This is a genomic window from Peribacillus sp. YIM B13482 (assembly GCF_042787975.1).
GTDB lineage: Bacteria > Bacillota > Bacilli > Bacillales > DSM-1321 > Peribacillus > Peribacillus simplex_A.
Genome location: NZ_JBHZPF010000036.1, coordinates 1 through 18,208, shown reverse-complemented (window position 1 = coordinate 18,208; position 18,208 = coordinate 1). Strand labels below are relative to the sequence as shown.

The following is an 18,208-nucleotide window of genomic DNA, read 5'->3' as shown; positions in this document are numbered from 1 at the left end:
CATTATATGGATAAAAAAAACCACAATCCAGCAAGAATCTCCATTACATCAAAAAAACGATGGCCCCCTCAATATTCGAGGCCATCGTCTGTTGGTTTTGCCTGTAAAATCCCCATACTTTCTATATGCCGTCTTCCGTCTTCCGTACCTAGTGCATAAATCATCTCATAAATTTTTTGGAGAGTGATATCCTGTTTATCATTTTCCCGGTCAAAATGATATTGAAGGTATGGGACATGTGCCCTGTAAAAGTTTTCTTCCCCTATCGAATAATTATAATCAAATAACTCACGTAACTGGATGATTTCATTATCGGTCGCCTCGATCTCAAAATTCCATGGAGAACTTTCTCTATCCTGTGTTATCTGCCCGTTCGGAAGCCAAATGTAATACTTTTTCCTGTTTTCAGACACATTCATCCACCCTTTCCATAAATCCTACGCTTATTTTTTCACCTATTTCCCTACTTCATACAATGGAAAATTTTGTTTACAGAAGTACAAAGATGTTAAATAATAGATTAAAGTATCTTTCAAAGGGTAAAACATATAATAAGCCCAAGCATCCCTTCAGATTTTTATATGCACCCAGAGGTTTTTTTGATAACCTACATATAAAGAGATAACGATTTCTAATAAATGTGAGGTGAAAGTTTTGAAGTTAATTGAAGAATTATACAATATGTACCGTAATAAGATGACTGGTGATGAAGAAGATATTGATATGCTTACTTTTGCGGTTCTGGAGCAATTGGACCGTAAGGAGATTTTCGAATTGCTTCAAGAGATGGATGATCAAGAACTAACCAATCTAATGGGCCTTTACATTATTGAAACGTTAAAAGGGAAGTTCGCTCAAAATAGCATGAACGACACGAAACCTACACACTTTCCGCCACGGAATATTCATTAATACATACCTGTCTGGTGTCCCTCCTTTGATGGATGCCTTTTTTATTGTTTTAATTTTTCCTCCATTTAAAAAAAGCCCTACCGAAGTAGAGCTTTCCCTAAACCTTAATGTCCTAAATACGCACGCAGCATCCAAGCATGTTTGTTTAAGCTTTTCTTCATGCCTGTCAGCATATCGGCCGTAACCGGATCTTCTTCTTCGGCCACTTCGATAATTTCTAAGAACTCTCCGGAAAGCTTCTCAAAATCACTGATGACGCTTTGAACCATGTCTTCAGTATTTTCGTTACCTGTCGCTTCTTCGATCGTAGTCAATTCCAAGTACTCTTTAAGGGTAGCGACCGGTTTTTCCCCAATGGCCAATAGTCTTTCAGCCAATTCATCATAATTGGCTGTCACTTCTATATATAGTTCTTCCAATTTTTGATGAAGTTCAAAGAAGTGCGGTCCATTCACGAACCAGTGGTAATTATGAATTTTCGTATAAAGAACACTGAAATTTGCAATTTCCTTATTCACTAATATTCCTAGTTTTTTCTGAGCCATAAATATCTACCTCCGTAAGTTGGTTATACCTTTATAATTCCCTCTATTCTAAAATTGAAACATTATCCGCTCCGGTTCTTATGCTAAAATGAATCTAAATTGTGAACGTTAGGAGCTGTAAAGAATGATTACGGTTTTAGTTATCTCCATTATTGTGATTCTGATTGTTTTGGCATTATCCGTCCTGACAATCGGAAAAGGTTACAGCTATAAGCATACAGTGGATCCCAATGACCCTTTGCCAGAGGATGAGGGGAAAAAGGAAGAACCCGAAAAATGAAAAAAAGTTCCTGTCACAAACTGACAGGAACTTTTTTTATTAACCGAAAACTTTATGAAGGTCTTCTTTATCTTGAGCAAGCCAGAAATTCATTAATTTCTTTGCTCCTTCAAGATCATGCAATTTTGCTTGGCCGCATTGTTTTTCATTTGCAGCTGGAATTTCTGTAATTTGAACAGCATCCTTGAATGTATCTTCAAGTACATCGATTATTTCCGTTACTGACGGTTCGCCGCTGACCACAAGGTAATATCCTGTTTGACATCCCATTGGCGAAATATCGATAATATCAAAATGATCGTAGCGCTCAGAATGCTTACGGATATTGAAAGCAAGCAAGTGTTCCAATGTATGGATCGTATCCGGCTTCATCGCTTGTTTATTAGGCTGGCAAAAACGGATATCAAATTTATTAACAACACCATCTGTTCCTACCTTATGGACACCGCAATGTCTAACATATGGGGCTTTAACAGCGTTATGATCTAATTCAAAGCTTTCAACTGAAGGCATTTAATTCACTCCTTAATTGTATGTATCTCTATTCTACCTTGAATAACAATAAATTTCATCTATTAAAAACAATTCTTATTAAATCCATCGGATTACCCATATACTCATTCCTTTTTTACCCTTATTGGAAATTTAGAAAATATGCTATAATTGAGGGTAGTGAATTTACTCGAAAAGAGATGAAAGCATCGTGTTTAAAAAAATATTAATGGGAATCATCCGTTTTTACCAAGTTGCCATTTCACCATTAAAACCGCCTACTTGCCGTTTTTACCCAACTTGTTCCCATTATGGTTTGGAAGCGATCAACCGTTTTGGCCCTATAAAAGGAAGCTGGTTAGCCATCGTCCGGATTCTTAAATGTCATCCGTTTCATCCAGGAGGCATTGACCTTGTTCCAGAAAAAAAGAAAAAAGGTGAAGACCATTAGAAAAAAACCTTGCTTTCTTTTATAATTTTTTGTATTATACAGAAGTCAAATCGTAATCATTTCGTTTTTATAGATCAAATCGTAATCAATACGAATTATAAAGGAGCATTTCCATATGAAAAATCGAGCATTGCTCTCTCTTTTCCTTGTTACTGTGCTGTTTTTGTCAGCCTGCGGCAACTCAAAGGGAGATTCCACTAAAGAAGCCAAGGATACCTTAGATATTTATACGACGGTGTACCCATTACAATACTTCACGGAAGCCATTGGCGGGGAGTATGTGAACGTCAAAACGGTTTATCCACCCGGAACGGATGAACACTCTTTTGAACCCTCTCAAAAGGATATTGTAAAAATGGCGGAGTCAGACCTGTTTTTCTATATTGGCTATAATCTTGAAGGCTTCGTGACGAAGGCTCAACCAATTTTAAGTAAAGAAGGCGTCAGAACAGTCGCAGTAGGCGAAACGGTTCATCTTAATGAAGGTGAGCATGCATACAAAGACGAAGACGAGCATGAACACGAAGACGAAGACAGTCATGACCATGGGGGCGTTAATCCCCATTTGTGGTTAGATCCCATCTATTCCATTGACATGGCTAAAACCATCAAGGACGAATTAACGAAGAAAATGCCTGAACATAAAGACTATTTCAACAGCCACTTCAACGAGCTTTCAAAAAAACTGAAGGCACTTGATAAAAAACTCGCGACGACAATCGAGTCGGGCCGTACCAAAAAGATCATCGTTTCCCATTCCGCATATGGTTATTGGGAGGAACGCTACGGACTTGAACAGATTGGAGTTACAGGACTAACGTCTTCAAACGAACCCTCTCAAAAGGAACTTGCGAAAATCGTAACCATGGCCGATAAAGAAGACTTGAACTATGTCATCTTTGAGCAGAATATCAGTTCTAAACTAACAGAGATCATCCAAAAGGAAATGGGAGCGAAATCGCTTAAGCTCCATAACCTATCCGTGTTGACGGATAAAGATATCGAAGCGGGCGAAGATTACTTCAGTTTAATGGAAAATAATATAAAGACACTGCAAACTGCGTTGCAATAGTCAAAAAAGGCGGGTCCTGACGGGTCCGCCTTTTTTGTCCCCCAATAAAAAAATGGACTCAAAAGTCGAAGCTCTTGAGCCCATTTTCATTATTCATTTAAATGCTTCTCGCGGATTTTTTCCATTTTCGTCATCAATTCCGTGCCAATCGTGGATTCGAATTCCGGATAGATGACCGTCATTTCATCCATCCACTCTTTCTTTTCATCATCTGACAATGTATAGATGTCGATATTCGATTTTTGCTTGATTTCCAGAAGCTGTTTCTGATTCAATTCATTTGATTTGATCCATAACCATTTCGTCGTATCATCCATCGCACGTTTGATTTGCAGCTGAATATCCAACGGGAGATTGTCCCAAAACGGCTTGTTTATCATGACGACATACCCTAAATACCCGTGATCACTGATCGTTAAATATTTTTGCACCTCATATAATTTCTTGGAATAGATATTCGAAATCGTATTTTCCTGGCTGTCCGTTTTATTGATTTCAAGGCTTTTAAACGTTTCATTAAACTCCAGCTCCGATGTTGTCGCCCCAAAATGCTTGAATTGGCTTGCCAGGACTGCACTTGGCATGATTCTAAAACTCTTTCCCGCAAAATCCCTTGGATGCCGTATCGGTTTATTGCTTGTAATCTGTTTATAGTTATTCGACCAAAATGCGAGTCCCTCGATATCCATGGAATTCAGCTGCTTAAGCAGTTCTTCCCCCACTTCACCATTCAAAGCTTCCTTTAGCGCAGTGTCCGTTGGAAAGACGTAAGGGAGGTCCAATAGCATCCATTTTTTTGATATATTCGTAATCTTAGATGTAGTTGGAGCAATCATCTGCACCTTGTTTTCTTGTAACGCATTAATTTCTTCATGATCACTATATAATGATTGATTAGGGTAAACTTCAATTTTGACACGATGATCTGTATATTCATCGACAAGTTTGGCAAATCGGTTCGCAGCTAGCCCCTTAGGCGTATTTTCGGCAACGACATGACTGAACTTAATTACGATTTGATCCTTCATCCCCACCTGCTCCTCATCCTTCGGCAAATTGAAACCGAAGCTTGTGAAGAACGATTGAAACGATATATAAACTGCTATCAACAGCCCCATGCCAATTAAAATGAAATACCCCCATAATGCACGCATATCGACAACTCCCTACCGCTCACTTCACATTATCACTATTCTATCACAGCCTTTTTGCTGTCGTAATACAATGCGGGAAAAAGTAGCGAAAATAGATAGAACTTCTGTTACTATTAAGTATAGAAGTAATGGAGGAACAACAATGGATAAATCCTTTCATATGCCCATTCAATTTAAAATCACCCTGCTATCATTCGTAATCGTCGCTTTTTCGATACTTATAGGCGGGATTTTTATATTTGGAAATATCGTTTCAGTCAGGGAAGATGAAATCGGCAAACGTTCCATGATCACTGCACACACCATTGCCGAACTCCCTGAAGTACAAAGATTGGTCCGTGAGCCTGAAGGATGGACGCAACTCAATCCGATGATTGAAAACTTAAGGAAAATCCATCAAGCGGATTATATTGTTGTGCTCAACAATCAGCATATACGCTATTCCCACCCGGTGTTCAGACAATTGGGGACCCCATCTAGCAGCAATGACGAAAGCCCTGCGTTCGCTGAACATGAATACCTTTCAAAGGCGGCTGGCGAACTCGGCATTTCCGTTCGCGCCTTTGTCCCGATCCTCGATAAGGATAACGAGCAAATCGGCGTTGTACTGGTTGGGAACATCCTGCCGACGATACCGGAATTAATAAAGGATTTGAAAAGTGAAATCGCGATTATCCTTATCCTTACACTCCTATTCGGTGTATGCGGCTCATGGCTCTTGGCCAGACGGATAAAAAAAGAGACCTTCCAACTTGAACCGCATGAAATATCACGGATGTTGGTTGAAAGGACCGCTGCCTTCAATGCCATGCATGAAGGGGTCATCGCCATAGATAATAATCAAAAAATCACGATTTTCAATGAAAAAGCTAAGCAAATGCTCAATATCAACGGTCCAGTCATTGGCAAGAATATCAATGATATAATAAATGATACCCGGCTGCCAGAAGTGCTCGACCGGACATCCCCCATCTTCAATCAGGAAATATCCGTTCAAAACAGGAATATTGTAAGCAACCGGGTACCAATAAAGATTGCGGATAAAACGATAGGCGCCGTGGCCATTTTCCAGGATCGCACCGATGTGACGAAGCTAGCTGAAGAGTTGACCAGTGTCAAAGCATTCGTTGAAGCCCTGCGCGTTCAGAACCATGAACATATGAACAAACTCCATACGATAGCAGGATTGATCCAGCTAGGTAATCTGGATGAAGCACTGCATTATATTTTTCAAATCACGGAAGAGCAAGAGGAACTGACCAGGTTTTTAACGAAGCACATTCACGATGATAATTTAGTGGGGCTTATATTAAGTAAGATCTCCTTGGGAAGGGAACTCGGAATCGAACTCATCATGGACAAGCACACGAAATTGGACCAATTCCCAGCTGATATGGATCATCACGATTTTGTTTTGATAATCGGAAACCTGATCGAAAATTCGTTCGCTTCCCTAAAGCATTGTGCAGAAGAAACAAAACAGGTTTATCTATCCATTTACCAAGATGAACGGCATTGTCAAATCGTGCTTGAGGATAATGGACCTGGTATTCCCGAGGACATTCATAAAGATATATTCGAATATGGTTTTACAACAAAAGGTGCGGAAGGATCAGGAATTGGTCTTTATTTAATAGACCAAATTGTTAAAAAGGCGAACGGCGAAATGAAATTCACGACACGCCCTAACGAAGGGACAAGCTTTTTTATTTCTTTTCCCATGCACGATATAGAGGAGAACCAAAATGACTAAAGAATTTCGTGTACTTTTAATTGAAGACGACCCAATGGTCCAAGAGGTTAACAAACAGTTCATCGAGCGCCTGCCCGCCTTTAAAGTCGTTGATACAGCTTCAAATGGGCTTGAAGGTTTGGTGAAAATCAGGAAGATTAAACCCGATCTTGTCATTTTGGATATCTTCATGCCCTCTTTAAACGGGGTCGATACACTTTATCAAATCAGAAAAGAGCAAATTGATGTGGATGTCATCATCATTTCGGCGGCCAATGACCAGAAAACGATCCGAAAAATGATACAGAACGGGGCTTTTGACTATTTAATCAAACCATTTAAATTCGAAAGGCTAAAACATACACTTGAACAATATTTTGCTTTTCGGATGGAGGTTGAACCTGACCATCAAATCTCTCAAAATCAGCTCGACCGAATTCTCTTTCAAAATAAAACACCTTCCGAAACGAGTCCGAAATATGATGTTCCTAAAGGATTGAATGGAGCTACTCTTGAGCAAGTGACGAGATTCATAAAAACTCAGCCTGGATCTTTATCGGCAGAAGAAGTGGCTGATGGAATAGGAATCGCCAGAGTTACAGCAAGGCGTTATCTTGAATACTTGCACGGCGAAGAAGTCCTTCAGCTTGACGTCCAGTATGGCAGCATCGGCCGTCCAGTTAATAGGTACCGGCTTAGAAAAACTTAAATCGCATGGGGACCGGCCAGAACCGAAACGGTTCCCTGTTAACTTTCATTCATTTACGCTCCCGTCTTTCGATCATATATGCCCCACTTTCTCTTCAAAAGAAACAGCTCACACTCCGCCAACGCCGTCACTTCTTTAATGACATAGTCCGGCATGCCTCTTCTTAATAGAATTTCCGCAATAAGGTACGGTCTTTTCATATACTCTCCCCTCCCTATCCCTTAGTTGCCATCCTTTTATTTCATTATACAAAATAATCCAATAAAGAAAAAATAGTCAAAGCCCCATTTTCCAAAAAAATATCTGACTGATCGGGCCATTTAAATGATTTCCCTTCACTAAAATCCCGTTTTATAAAAGGAATGCTGGAGATGCAAAATATTTGCAGAATGTAGACAAATTAAAAAAGATCCAGTGATTTCAGAAACCCGCTCCCCTTCCATAGACTGTCTGCCATGCCTCATCAAAGTAAGCGCCTGCGGGGTCTCGTAGCCAGTTATTCGGCAGGAGTAACCGAGTTTTCTTAACACCATGATTCGGGGTGTGACCTATCAAACCTGCTTTTGTCTACAAACTGATATTTGTAAGTATTCTATTAAAATCATTTTCTAAAAGGGTGGGATTTCCGTCCAAAATGTATTAAATGGGTTTTTTAGAAGGCATGCAGCGAATAATATATTACTGCGAGCTAGGGGGATTATTATAAAACGGGGGTGGCAATATGGATTCAAAAGAGGCGGGCCATGCACCTCCTTTGATTTTTTTCACCTGTAAAGTTTACTATATGTAGTCAAATCCTTTAGCCGCTTTTCATTGATGGCAAAACCGATTCCCGCTTTATCAGGAACCTGGATCATACCATTTTTGACAATGACTTCCGGATCAATTATATCCCCTTCCCAATAGCGGGATGAGGATGATATATCCCCGGGAATCGTGAATCCTTTTAATGTGGCAAGAGCGATATTATGTGCACGCGATATGCCAAATTCAATCATCCCCCCGCACCAAACGGGCACATCATTTCCCAAGCATAGATCATGGATCTTGACAGCTTCTGTCCAGCCGCCGACTTTTGCCATCTTAATGTTGATCACCCCACAGCTCTCGAGTGACAGCGCACTTTTGGCATCATGAAATGAGTTTATGCTTTCATCAAGGCAAATGGGTGTCTGCAGCTGTTTCTGCAAAATGGAATGTTCAACAATATCGTCATGTCCCAGCGGCTGCTCAATCATCATCAGCTTAAACACATCAAGCTTCTGCAGATGTGGGATGTCATCGAGTGTGTACGCTGAATTGGCATCTGCCATTAGCGGGATATCTGGATAGGCCCGACGGATTTCCGATAAAAACTCCAGATCATTATGAGGATTGATTTTTATTTTATAACGCTGATAACCAGATTTTGAAAAATCCTCAATCTGGTGCATCGCGTCTTCAATATCATTGGATGCAACGACAACACCAGCGGCCACTTCACTTCGTTCGCCGCCAAAAAGCCGTCCGAGATAGATGCCATTCTGCTTCGCATATAGATCAAGTATTGCCTGCTCCAAAGCTGACTTCGCCATCGCATTCCGTCTGATTCCGCTCCATAAATTAGGCAGCTCATCAGGATGCCTAATCCGACCTGCCAATGTCAACGGTATTAAGAAGTCATCCAACATATGAAAGCATGTTTTGATCGTTTCCTCGGTATACCAAGGACTTGCAAAAGGCACCGCTTCCCCGTATCCAATCAATCCATCTTCATCCATGGCTTCGACAATTATCACTTCCCGGTCGGATACCGTTTCGAGATGCGTCTTAAATGGCCGCTTCAAAGGGGCCTTAACGAGCTTTAGTGAAATGGAGGATAACTTCATTGCCATTCCCCCATTCTCTTCTTCAGTTCCCTTCTCAGTAGCTTGCTCGCTCCATTACGGGGAAGCTCCTGACAAAAAATCACGTTCCGGGGAATTTTATAGGCCGCCAAATATTCTCTGCAATACTCCAGCAGTTCACTCTCATTAGCCTCAGCGCCTTGATGCAAGACGACAAAAGCGAGTGGAACCTGTCCCCATTTTTCATCGTCAATCCCCGTCACACCCGCTTCGAAAATATCAGGGTGCTTACAAAGGACATTTTCAACCTCAGCCGGATAGACATTCTCACCGCCGGATATGATTAAATCCGAGCGTCGCTCTAGCACATACAAAAAGCCTTCTTCATCCAGATAACCAAGGTCCCCTGTATATAGCCATCCATCGGTAATAGCCTGCAGTGTAGCGTCCATTCGATTAAAATAGCCTTTCGTCACATTCGGACCTGAAACCACGATTTCCCCCACTGCACCCGGTTCACAAATATTGCCGTCTTTCTCTATCCGTAACTGCGAAGGGAACAAAGGTTTTCCCGCTGATCCGATTTTTGCCATGCTATACTCCGGTGCAAGTGTCACAATCTGTGAGGACGTTTCTGTCATCCCGTACGTCTGATAGACTGGAATCCCTTTTTCCTTACATACTTCAAGTAAATGAACGGGTGCTGGGCCTCCGCCTAACAGCATACAGCGAAAAGCTTCCGGATAGCTTGTTCCCTTCAAATCCTGCAACATCCTATTCACCATCGCCGTCACGACCGAAATGATCGTCACTCCATTTTCCTGGATGCTCAGGTTTGCTTCCCGTTCGTCGAACCGTTCAGCCAAAACGACCTTCATGCCATAAATCACATTTTTCATCAGGATGGATAAGCCGCTAATATGAAAGATCGGAACTGCACAAAACCAAGAATCCCCCTCATGCAAGCCAAGGTTCAACACCGACCCGACAGCACTCCACCAATGGTTGCCGAAGGTTTGGATCACACCTTTTGGATTTCCTGTCGTACCTGAGGTATACATGATCGTAGCCGTATCCTCAAGATAAAACTCTTGAAGAATCTCTGCCGCTCCTTCATCCGGCAATTCTTCCATTAAGTGAAGGTGTAAATTTGGGAGAATACAACCAATTTCCGAGAGTTTTTCGGAAAAGGAACCTTCTGAAACAAGATAGGAAGTCTCACTATCCTCAATCTGCCAGGCCAACTCTTTTGCCGTTAACTTATTATTCAGCATCACAATTTTCACACCGAGATAAAATAGTGCGTGGATAACGACAACACCATCAATATGGTTACGGAGTAAAACCGCGCATGAATCGCCAGCCCTCAGACCAATGCTTGCCAGCTTGCCAGCCATCTTCTCCGATAATGTATGCAGTTCAAGAAAGCTATACGTATGGCCTTCAAATTCAATTGCCGGGCGATCTGGTGAAAGATGCGCCCGGTTTTTCAGCCAGTTCGGCAACTTTTCTTCTGCCATGATTGCTTATCCTCCTCCATTTGATATAGAAAACAGCCCGGCGATTATCCGCCAAGCTGTCAGTCTCATCATTTCACGCGTTTCATCAAGGGAAACGAGGGAATTGCCCAAAGTCCGGATTGCGTTTTTCTTTGAATGCATCGCGGCCTTCTTTTGCTTCTTCAGTTGTATAGTATAAAAGTGTAGCGTCACCAGCCAATTGTTGAAGACCTGCAAGGCCATCAGTATCAGCGTTCATTGCCGCCTTCAAGAAACGAAGTGCAGTTGGGCTCTTCTCAAGCATTTCTTCACACCATTTAACGGTTTCCGCTTCTAATTGGTCTAAAGGTACCACCGTGTTTACCAATCCCATATCCAATGCTTCCTGGGCATTGTATTGACGGCATAGGTACCAGATTTCACGTGCCTTTTTATGGCCTACGATACGTGCCAGGTAGCCAGAGCCATAACCGGCATCAAAGCTTCCCACATTAGGTCCAGTTTGTCCAAATACTGCATTGTCAGCAGCGATCGTCAAGTCACACACCACATTCAGAACATTACCGCCACCAATTGCATATCCTGCAACCATCGCTACGACCGGTTTTGGAATTACACGAATCAAACGCTGCAAATCAAGAACGTTTAGACGTGGAATGTTATCTTCACCTACATATCCGCCATTCCCGCGTACTTTCTGGTCTCCGCCTGAACAGAATGCTTTGCCGCCTACACCAGTTAAAATTATGACACCTATGCTGGAATCATCACGCGCCCTTGCGAATGCATCAATCATTTCAGCAGTCGTTTTTGGCGTGAATGCATTATGTACATGCGGTCGGTTGATGGACACTTTCGCAATCCCGTTATATTTTTCATATAAAATTTCGTCATACTCACGTATTGTTTCCCATTGTACCGTCATTTTAATTCCTCCTCCGATTTCGCTTCAAAAACTCACTTATTATTTTACCAAACTTTTCTCCATCTTCCACATGAATCGCATGTCCGGCATCATTTATTATTTTCCATTCAGCCTGCTTCAGCTTTTTTTTCATCGAGTCCGCAATTTCACAAAACTTAGGATCGAGTTCACCGGTTACAAGAAGCACAGGGAAATCAAGGTTTTTCAGGTCTTCCCAGTAAGAAGCCTGACTGCCGGTCCCCATACCAAGGAGGCTATTGTAAAGGCCGGCTGGGACATTTGCCTTCCTCTGCTCCCGAATGGCTGACCTGGTTTTGGCCGACAACCGTTTTTGACTTTCAAACAGCGGGATGTTTTCCCATTGATCCACAAAAGCTTCCACGCCCTTTTCAAGAATCCTTTCAGCAAGCTTCCTATCATTTTGCCTTCGGATTTCCCGCTCCTCTTCTGTTAAAAGGCCTGGTGAAGCGCTTTCCAATATCAATGTATCAACATACTCAGGATACAAACAGGCAAATCCCAATCCAAGCCTGCCGCCCATCGAGTATCCAAGGATATGGGCTTTCGGGAAATGTAACTCATCCAAAATGTACTTGATATCTTCAGCCACCCGCTCCATCCCATACCTTCGATGATCGGCCGGTGACGCAGACATGCCATGACCGATGATATCGACCATGATCATTGTATACCTATCACGCAATAGCGGAATGAGGAAATTCCATGTATCCCGATTTCCCGTAAATCCATGCAAAAGTACAAGAGGTTCTCCATTTCCCGTTATTTCAACAGCATAAGTGACATCCTTGCTGACAATATTCATGATATTTCCCTGTCTAACACCATTTTTATTTCCTGGGAAACAAAACTCCACAAATTTCGATGCTTTTGTAAATTGGACTCCCTTTCGGTCGGCACCTCAATGATTTTCAGACCTTGAATTCCAAATGACTCTGTAAATACCTTCTTTAACTCATCCCAATTTTGCACCTTGTTGTATTTACCGCCATACAGCTTTGCAGTATGGGAAAAATCAAGCCCATGAGGGGTGCCGAATAGCATTTCGAAATGTTCTTTCTCATTCGCCTGTGGCAAGAAGGAGAAAATGCCGCCCCCATCATTATTAATCAGCAATATGGTGATATTTTGTTTTTGAAGTTTTGCTGCAAGCAAGCCATTCATATCATGGAAAAAGCTTAAATCCCCGATTGCCAGTACTGTATTTTTCGAAACCGTACTTACTCCAAGAGCAGTGGAAACGACCCCATCGATGCCATTCGCCCCACGGTTTGCAAAGGTTTTGATTCCTTTTCCATTATTCAAAAAGAATGTATCCAAATCTCGTATGGGCATACTATTCCCGACAAATAAGGTGGATTCCAATGGCAACATATCAGCAAGCAGGGAGAACAGCTTGCCTTCACTTAATTCCTCTTCATCCCTGATGGAAGCTAAGGCATTCTTCGTTGCTACGTTGACAGTTTGCCATAAGCCAAGCCATTTATCATCTGAGGCATCAGTAACTTTTTCACAAACACGCTGGCAGAAATCTTTCTCTTCGCTGTAAATCATGTTCGTTGCCACTCCGGCTGGTTCGCGCCAACCCGCTCCGCCATCGACGACCAAAGTGATTGCTTGTTTTTGTTTTTTCATGAATAACAATAAGGGTTTAGAAACAGGCATTGTCCCAAAACGTAAAATCACGTCCGGCCTGAAAGCCGCTTTTGCCGCTTCATCGCGTAGAAACGTATCATACGCATCAATAATGATGGCTTTGTCGTGGCTCCCGCTCCTTAACTGGGAAAGAGGGTCAGCCAATACCGGAAAAGCAAGTTTATCCGCTAATGCGGCGATTGCTTCCTTCATCCCTGGATGCGGTAATTCGCCACATACAATCATACCTTGCTTAGCTTGTGACAAAGTAGTTGCAACAGCATCTATTTGTGATGCGGACAGTGACCGTTCTCCACTATCAATCAACACTGCAGGCGTCATTTTATTTTGCCTATATCCCTTTGCTTGCTCCAGATCCGGAATCAATGGTTCTCGAAGCGGGAAATTCAAATGTACTGGCCCTGCAGGTTCAGTTGCCGCTGTAGCCACTGCCCTTGCACCGATCGTCCTTGCATACCGCATCATCTCATCTGTACTTTCAGGAAGTGCCATTTCGACAAACCATTTTACTTGTCTCCCGTACAGATGAATTTGATCGATTGCCTGTGGGGCACCGACATCACGCAATTCATGCGGACGATCAGCGGTCAGCACTATTAGCGGCACTCTTGAATAGTAAGCCTCGATGACGGCTGGGTAAAAGTTTGCAGCCGCTGTACCGGATGTACAAAGAAGTCCGACAGGTTCTTTTAAGGCCTTAGCCAAACCCAGGGCAAAAAAAGAAGCCGAACGCTCATCCACATTAATATGAATTTCGATATCAGGATGTTCCACTAACAACAAAGCTAGGGGAGTGGATCGCGAACCTGGGCTCACAACCACATGCTTCATCCCATTTTGTGCCAGCTCATCGACAAATGAAGCAGCATACGCTGTCAATGCATCTCGGTCATTCATTAAGATTTCCTCCTAAAGCACTTAGCATCGGATTGAATTTAATCCCCGTTTCCCGGAACTCACTTTCGGGAGCCGAATCTTCAACTACGCCGCACCCCGCAAAGAGCGATGCCTCATTGTTCTGTATTAGGGCAGAACGTATCCCTACGGCGAATTCCCCATTTCCATACGTATCCACCCAGCCTAATGGTCCCGCATAAAAGCCGCGCTCAAGACCTTCCATTTCCCGAATCCGGACAACGGCCTTTTCTTTTGGAAGTCCGCCCATGGCGGGTGTAGGATGGAGATTCTCGACGAATTCAAAAATCGTGACACCTTCTTTGGATATACCGCGGACCGGTGTATACAAATGCTGGATATGACGGTTTTTCATAAGTTTCGGTTCGGCCGGGACCATTACCTTTTTACATACAGAATCAAAGGCATTTGATATCATCGACACGACATATTGGTGCTCTTGTAAATTCTTTTGGTCATGAAGCAATTCTTCACCAAGACAAACATCTTCTTGCTCATCTTTCCCTCGCCCCATCGATCCAGCAAGACAGGTAGAGAAAACTTCATTTCCCTGTTTCTTAATTAAACGTTCGGGAGTGGCACCGACAAAACAGTCACCACCAGCTTCCAAACTGAAAATATAGCTTAATGGCTGCTCAGCAATCAATTGCTCAAGCACTTTCCCTGAATCGATGGAACGCTTGAAAACAAGTCGAAGCTCCCTTGCCAATACAATCTTGTCGAGATCTGTCGTCTTGATTTCCTGAACAGCCTCTGCGACCGTCCGCTTCCATTCCTCAGGTTTGACTTCCTTCTGCATAACCAAGGCATTAGGAACCAATCCAGTGCCGTCCAGGCTTTCGAAAAGGAAAGCTTCCCGTTCATTTATCATATCTATGAAGAGTTTTTCTGAATCATCAGGCGAACAAAGTAAGTTTGTCGTTAAGTAAGCTTGTTTCCCCACTTTTGATAGCATGAAGGCAGGTATATAAAACAGGTTGTCCCCGAATTGATTCCAAAGGAGCGTACTGTTAGTTTCATAATCAAAAGAAAAGCCCCCAAACAGTAAAGGACCGGTCGCTTCTACATCGGTCAATCCCGTTTTGACAGCAGTATTCTGCAGTTTGATCCAGCTCTTTTCGACTTCTCTATAACGTTCGGCATTCGATGCCGCTTTGAGTTTCTTAACAGTGCCTAAACCAGTGATGGTTATTTCCTTTGCAGGGTCCTCCCAGAAAAAGCGTTCACCCGCGTACCGTTCTCTTCCAGCTTGATAAAATGAAAGGGGGTTGTTGCAATTAACTTTCTTAATATGACTGAATAGAACTTGATCATTCAAGTCCTTCGCCTTTTGTATAGCTGAAGCCAGTCCCTGAAACTGTTCAGTTTCTTCTGAGATAGCCAAGAAAATCCCCCCAAATGTACATTTTAAAAGCTTTTTAACCTATTTAAAGATACACCTCCCTTCAACCTCATGTCAATAAAACGCCCCTTTACCGAACGATTCATGCCTGCTTTTTTCCTTATTATATGAATCTTAGCGAATGAAGAGAAATATCCTTGATTTTGGAAGAGAATCTTCATGAAATCCAATTGACACACTTCTCCAGTTTTCCTACACTTATTAGGATAACCTTTTGTGCAACATTTCAATATTTGTTATAATTTCGAAAGAACCAATAATGATTTTGAGGAGAGAAATAATGCAAACAGAATACGACGGACTTCCCCTTAAACGGACCTGGAAGATTTGGTGGGAGTTAATTCGTCCACATACACTAACCGCAGCTTTTGTCCCAGTCTTACTTGGAACTGTGATCGCACTCTTGGAAGCTGGAGTGAATTGGTTACTATTCGCTGCCATGATGATTGCAAGTATCCTGATTCAAGCTGCAACTAATTTATTCAATGAATACTATGATTTCAAGAGAGGCTTGGATACGGAGGAATCCGTAGGTATCGGTGGCGGGATCGTGCGTCATGGGATGACCCCAAAACTCATCATGACCTTGGCACTTGGCATGTATGCCATCGCCCTGATACTTGGAATCTATATCTGTGCCGCATCATCTTGGTGGCTTGCAGCAGTAGGACTGGTTTGCATGCTTGTTGGCTACCTTTATACAGGCGGTCCACTACCCATTTCATATACACCATTCGGGGAACTATTTTCTGGTTTGTTCATGGGCTTTTTGATCATCCTGATTGCCTTTTTCATCCAAACCGGTTATGTATCTTCAACAGCCATCTTAATTGCCATCCCTAGTGGAATATTGGTCGGGTTAATCAACTTATCCAATAACCTCCGTGACCACGATGGAGATAAGGCACATGGCCGCAAAACGATGCCTGTAGTGATGGGCAGGAAAAACGCCCTGACATTCATGGCAATCATGTTTGCCTTCTCTTATTTATGGCTGGTTGGATTAGTCCTTACTGGAAATGTAACAGCGTGGATTCTCCTTGCCTTCCTTAGCATCCCGAAAGCCATGGCCGCAGTCAAAGGCTTCGTTGGTAAAACACAGCCGATCACGATGGTACCGGCAATGAAAGCAACGGCCCAAACGAACACCTTCTTTGGCTTACTTATGGCCATTGGTTTATTCATCAGCTATCTTATATAATTTTCAAGGACCGAGCTATCCGCTCAGTCCTTTTTTTATCTTCCGTTCCATTTTGTTTTCCTATACTCCGATTCGGGTAATAGATAATACAACCATCATAAAAATATAAAATGAGATATGGACTTTAGAAGGAGTGAATGGATATGGCAACGAAACAGCAAATGCATAAATTCAGAAAAGTACTGCTTCAAGAAAAAGCTGAACTTGGAAATAGGATTCAAAATGATGAACGATCCGTTCTTGATAAAAGCCAGACGGAATCCGTAGGGGAATTATCATCTTATGATAATCATCCTGCTGATCTTGGAACCGAATTATTCGAGATGGAACGGAACCAAGCACTTGATGAGCATGCACAATCTGAAATGGATAAAATAGAAGAAGCATTGAATGCCATAGAAGAGGGTTCGTATGGCCATTGTAAAACCTGCAATATAGAAATCCCTATCGATAGACTTGAAGCGATTCCAAGCACTCTCTACTGTGTCGAGCATGCCCCGGAACGACCAATTGCACAAGACCGACCGGTGGAAGAAGATATACTGATCCCATCCAAGGGTGATGATTTTGAAAATCGTCATGGAAAGGAAATAGTTGATAAAGAAGATAGCTTTGGTGAAGTCGCCAAATTCGGTACATCCGAAACGTCATCTGATTACACAGGTGATCATGACAATTATAATGATCTTTATAAAACCGAAGGTGAAACGAATGGATTTCCTGAAGACTATGAAGGATTTGCCGCAAATGATATCGAAGCGGAAAATAGGGTGAATATGCCGAACAAAAAGCAAAAGCAATATGAAAATACACTAGATGAAGGGAATGATACCAGTCTTGGAGACATTCCCTATAATCAAAAGGATAATTATATCAACGAAAAAAAATGAAAAAAAGAAGCATACATGTATGTATGCTTCCCTTTTTGTTATGACCCGTACGGGATTCGAACCCGTGTTACCGCCGTGAAAGGGCGGTGTCTTAACCGCTTGACCAACGGGCCAAATGGCGGAGAAGGAGGGATTTGAACCCTCGCGCCGCTCGCGCGACCTACACCCTTAGCAGGGGCGCCTCTTCAGCCTCTTGAGTACTTCCCCATGGCTCCGCAGGTAGGACTCGAACCTACGACCGTTCGGTTAACAGCCGAATGCTCTACCACTGAGCTACTGCGGAACAATATGAATATGGTGGGCCTAAATGGACTCGAACCATCGACCTCACGCTTATCAGGCGTGCGCTCTAACCAGCTGAGCTATAGGCCCATATTTGGAGCGGGTGAAGGGAATCGAACCCTCATCATCAGCTTGGAAGGCTGAGGTTTTACCACTAAACTACACCCGCGAAATGGGGCGACTGATGGGAATCGAACCCACGAATGCCTGAACCACAATCAGGTGCGTTAACCACTTCGCCACAACC

Annotated in this window: 19 protein-coding genes and 5 tRNA genes; 8 read left to right on the top strand and 16 right to left on the bottom strand. The window is 42.6% G+C overall.

Annotated features, from left to right (window positions below; genetic code table 11):
* Positions 1-68: 68 nt before the first annotated feature.
* Positions 69-419 (bottom strand): hydrolase, encoded by a 351-nt coding sequence (locus ACFX4L_RS16760; protein ID WP_377405694.1) that lies wholly within the window; start codon positions 417-419, stop codon positions 69-71.
* Positions 420-654: 235 nt separating this feature from the next.
* Between ACFX4L_RS16760 and ACFX4L_RS16755 the strand changes: the two genes are divergently transcribed.
* Positions 655-912, top strand: a complete 258-nt coding sequence (locus tag ACFX4L_RS16755; RefSeq protein WP_061465328.1) for a DUF6154 family protein — start codon at positions 655-657, stop codon at positions 910-912.
* 104 nt (positions 913-1,016) lie between these two features.
* Here the strand turns inward: ACFX4L_RS16755 and ACFX4L_RS16750 are convergent, their stop codons facing one another.
* Positions 1,017-1,457 (bottom strand): Dps family protein, encoded by a 441-nt coding sequence (locus tag ACFX4L_RS16750; protein WP_377386732.1) that lies wholly within the window; start codon positions 1,455-1,457, stop codon positions 1,017-1,019.
* Between the two features lie 124 nt (positions 1,458-1,581).
* On the opposite strand from ACFX4L_RS16750, the gene ytzI reads away from it, so the two are divergent.
* Complete coding sequence (gene ytzI / locus ACFX4L_RS16745; protein WP_377405692.1) at positions 1,582-1,737, top strand: YtzI protein; 156 nt, start codon at positions 1,582-1,584, stop codon at positions 1,735-1,737.
* A 39-nt stretch (positions 1,738-1,776) separates the two neighbouring features.
* On the opposite strand, the gene ACFX4L_RS16740 is transcribed toward ytzI, so the two are convergent.
* Positions 1,777-2,250 carry an S-ribosylhomocysteine lyase gene (locus tag ACFX4L_RS16740; protein ID WP_061465330.1) on the bottom strand — a complete coding sequence of 158 codons (474 nt, stop codon included), beginning with the start codon at positions 2,248-2,250 and terminating at the stop codon, positions 1,777-1,779.
* A gap of 208 nt (positions 2,251-2,458) precedes the next feature.
* Here ACFX4L_RS16740 and yidD point away from each other — a divergent pair, with 208 nt between their 5' ends.
* Together yidD and ACFX4L_RS16730 are read left to right on the top strand one after the other, a co-directional pair.
* Complete coding sequence (gene yidD, locus ACFX4L_RS16735) at positions 2,459-2,680, top strand: membrane protein insertion efficiency factor YidD (protein WP_375166273.1); 222 nt, start codon at positions 2,459-2,461, stop codon at positions 2,678-2,680.
* Positions 2,681-2,795: 115 nt separating this feature from the next.
* A complete protein-coding gene (locus ACFX4L_RS16730; protein ID WP_377405690.1) occupies positions 2,796-3,752 on the top strand; it encodes a metal ABC transporter solute-binding protein, Zn/Mn family in 957 nt (318 codons plus the stop codon).
* An 89-nt stretch (positions 3,753-3,841) separates the two neighbouring features.
* Here the strand turns inward: ACFX4L_RS16730 and ACFX4L_RS16725 are convergent, their stop codons facing one another.
* Positions 3,842-4,906: a DctP family TRAP transporter solute-binding subunit gene (locus tag ACFX4L_RS16725; protein ID WP_377387063.1), complete on the bottom strand. Its 1,065-nt coding sequence runs from the start codon at positions 4,904-4,906 to the stop codon at positions 3,842-3,844.
* Between the two features lie 142 nt (positions 4,907-5,048).
* Here ACFX4L_RS16725 and ACFX4L_RS16720 point away from each other — a divergent pair, with 142 nt between their 5' ends.
* Positions 5,049-6,659: an ATP-binding protein gene (locus tag ACFX4L_RS16720; RefSeq protein ID WP_061465333.1), complete on the top strand. Its 1,611-nt coding sequence runs from the start codon at positions 5,049-5,051 to the stop codon at positions 6,657-6,659.
* Positions 6,652-7,347, top strand: a complete 696-nt coding sequence (locus ACFX4L_RS16715) for a response regulator (RefSeq protein WP_089362649.1) — start codon at positions 6,652-6,654, stop codon at positions 7,345-7,347. The genes ACFX4L_RS16720 and ACFX4L_RS16715 overlap by 8 nt, the downstream gene beginning before the upstream one ends.
* A 53-nt stretch (positions 7,348-7,400) precedes the next feature.
* Here ACFX4L_RS16715 and ACFX4L_RS16710 read toward each other — a convergent pair whose 3' ends face one another.
* The 7 genes from ACFX4L_RS16710 to ACFX4L_RS16680 all read right to left on the bottom strand — a co-directional run bounded on the left by ACFX4L_RS16710 (position 7,401) and on the right by ACFX4L_RS16680 (position 15,570).
* Positions 7,401-7,547, bottom strand: coding sequence for a hypothetical protein (locus tag ACFX4L_RS16710; protein WP_155727454.1), 147 nt, complete (start codon positions 7,545-7,547; stop codon positions 7,401-7,403).
* A 564-nt stretch (positions 7,548-8,111) separates the two neighbouring features.
* Positions 8,112-9,215, bottom strand: coding sequence for an o-succinylbenzoate synthase (menC, locus tag ACFX4L_RS16705; RefSeq protein WP_377387058.1), 1,104 nt, complete (start codon positions 9,213-9,215; stop codon positions 8,112-8,114).
* Positions 9,212-10,693 carry an o-succinylbenzoate--CoA ligase gene (locus tag ACFX4L_RS16700; protein ID WP_377405688.1) on the bottom strand — a complete coding sequence of 494 codons (1,482 nt, stop codon included), beginning with the start codon at positions 10,691-10,693 and terminating at the stop codon, positions 9,212-9,214. Before ACFX4L_RS16700 ends, menC begins: the two co-directional genes overlap by 4 nt.
* Before the next feature lie 85 nt (positions 10,694-10,778).
* The gene (gene menB, locus ACFX4L_RS16695; protein ID WP_061465337.1) at positions 10,779-11,597 is read right to left on the bottom strand and encodes a 1,4-dihydroxy-2-naphthoyl-CoA synthase; all 819 of its coding nucleotides are present in this window, start codon (positions 11,595-11,597) and stop codon (positions 10,779-10,781) included.
* A gap of 1 nt (position 11,598) precedes the next feature.
* On the bottom strand, positions 11,599-12,420 hold the full coding sequence (gene menH, locus ACFX4L_RS16690; RefSeq protein WP_377387052.1) for a 2-succinyl-6-hydroxy-2,4-cyclohexadiene-1-carboxylate synthase: 822 nt from the start codon (positions 12,418-12,420) through the stop codon (positions 11,599-11,601).
* Complete coding sequence (menD, locus tag ACFX4L_RS16685; protein ID WP_377387049.1) at positions 12,417-14,168, bottom strand: 2-succinyl-5-enolpyruvyl-6-hydroxy-3-cyclohexene-1-carboxylic-acid synthase; 1,752 nt, start codon at positions 14,166-14,168, stop codon at positions 12,417-12,419. Before menD ends, menH begins: the two co-directional genes overlap by 4 nt.
* Complete coding sequence (locus ACFX4L_RS16680; protein WP_377387046.1) at positions 14,161-15,570, bottom strand: isochorismate synthase; 1,410 nt, start codon at positions 15,568-15,570, stop codon at positions 14,161-14,163. The genes menD and ACFX4L_RS16680 overlap by 8 nt, the downstream gene beginning before the upstream one ends.
* A gap of 298 nt (positions 15,571-15,868) precedes the next feature.
* Between ACFX4L_RS16680 and ACFX4L_RS16675 the strand changes: the two genes are divergently transcribed.
* Positions 15,869-16,789 (top strand): 1,4-dihydroxy-2-naphthoate polyprenyltransferase, encoded by a 921-nt coding sequence (locus tag ACFX4L_RS16675; protein ID WP_377387043.1) that lies wholly within the window; start codon positions 15,869-15,871, stop codon positions 16,787-16,789.
* 143 nt (positions 16,790-16,932) lie between these two features.
* The gene (locus tag ACFX4L_RS16670; RefSeq protein WP_377405686.1) at positions 16,933-17,679 is read left to right on the top strand and encodes a TraR/DksA C4-type zinc finger protein; all 747 of its coding nucleotides are present in this window, start codon (positions 16,933-16,935) and stop codon (positions 17,677-17,679) included.
* A gap of 41 nt (positions 17,680-17,720) precedes the next feature.
* Here ACFX4L_RS16670 and ACFX4L_RS16665 read toward each other — a convergent pair.
* The 5 genes from ACFX4L_RS16665 to ACFX4L_RS16645 form a co-directional block, all read right to left on the bottom strand.
* Positions 17,721-17,792 (bottom strand) — tRNA-Glu (locus tag ACFX4L_RS16665).
* A 3-nt stretch (positions 17,793-17,795) separates the two neighbouring features.
* Positions 17,796-17,886, bottom strand: a tRNA-Ser gene (locus tag ACFX4L_RS16660).
* Between the two features lies 1 nt (position 17,887).
* Positions 17,888-17,962 (bottom strand) — tRNA-Asn (locus ACFX4L_RS16655).
* Positions 17,963-17,974: 12 nt separating this feature from the next.
* A tRNA-Ile gene (locus ACFX4L_RS16650) sits at positions 17,975-18,051 on the bottom strand.
* 5 nt (positions 18,052-18,056) lie between these two features.
* Positions 18,057-18,130 (bottom strand) — tRNA-Gly (locus ACFX4L_RS16645).
* Positions 18,131-18,208: the final 78 nt, after the last annotated feature.